Annotated in this window: 1 protein-coding gene; it reads right to left on the reverse strand. The window is 58.1% G+C overall.

From position 1 onward, the window contains the following. Positions 1–53: 53 nt before the first annotated feature. Positions 54–818, reverse strand: a complete 765-nt coding sequence (locus K5E40_RS34335) for an IS6 family transposase (protein ID WP_006949122.1) — start codon at positions 816–818, stop codon at positions 54–56. Positions 819–883: the final 65 nt, after the last annotated feature.

Consider the following 883-nt stretch of genomic DNA (forward strand, 5'->3'; position numbering starts at 1 on the left):
GGGCTCTGTTGCAAACATGGGGCACGGCCGCGCGGCGTCACCCAGTTGGGGGATTAGGCAGCATTGGCGAAATGCTTATTGAGCATAATCATGGTTTCGGTCAGGGCCGAGGGTCCAATTCCGAATGCTCTTTCAACCAGGCGCACCTCCCCCATGATACCTGGCTGCAGGCACCATGCCTGGGCCTGTCCTTTGCGTAGGGCGCGCATGACCTCGAAGCCCTTGATCGTGGCGTAGGCCGTTGGCATCGACTTGAAGCCACGTACCGGCTTGATCAGCATCTTCAGCTTGCCGTGGTCGGCCTCGAGCACGTTGTTCAGATATTTCACCTGCCGGTGCTCGGTTTCCGCCGCCAGTTTGCCTTCGCGTTTCAGCTCAGCGATTGCTGCGCCGTAGCTGGGTGCCTTGTCGGTATTGAGTTTGGCCGGCTTTTCCCAGTCCTTCAGGCCACGAAGAGCTTTGCCCAGAAAGCGCTTCGCCGCTTTGGCGCTGCGTGTCGATGACAGATAGAAATCAATCGTGTCGCCCCGTTTGTCGACCGCCCGGTACAGGTAGGTCCATTTGCCCCGCACCTTTACGTAGGTCTCATCCAGACGCCAGCTCGGATCAAAGCCGCGCCGCCAGAACCAGCGGAGACGCTTCTCCATCTCCGGCGCGTAGCGCTGCACCCAGCGATAGATCGTCGTATGATCGACATCGATCCCACGCTCGGACAGCATTTCCTCGAGATCACGGTAGCTGATGCCGTATCGACAATACCAGCGCACCGCCCATAGGATGACCTCGCCGGTAAAATGCCGTCCTTTGAAATCGTTCATCGCAACTGACCTTGACAGTACATGAGCCCAATCTTGGAAACCGTGTCAGAGTTTGCAACAGAGCC

This window comes from Pseudomonas baetica, from assembly GCF_019733355.1.
GTDB lineage: Bacteria > Pseudomonadota > Gammaproteobacteria > Pseudomonadales > Pseudomonadaceae > Aquipseudomonas > Aquipseudomonas baetica_A.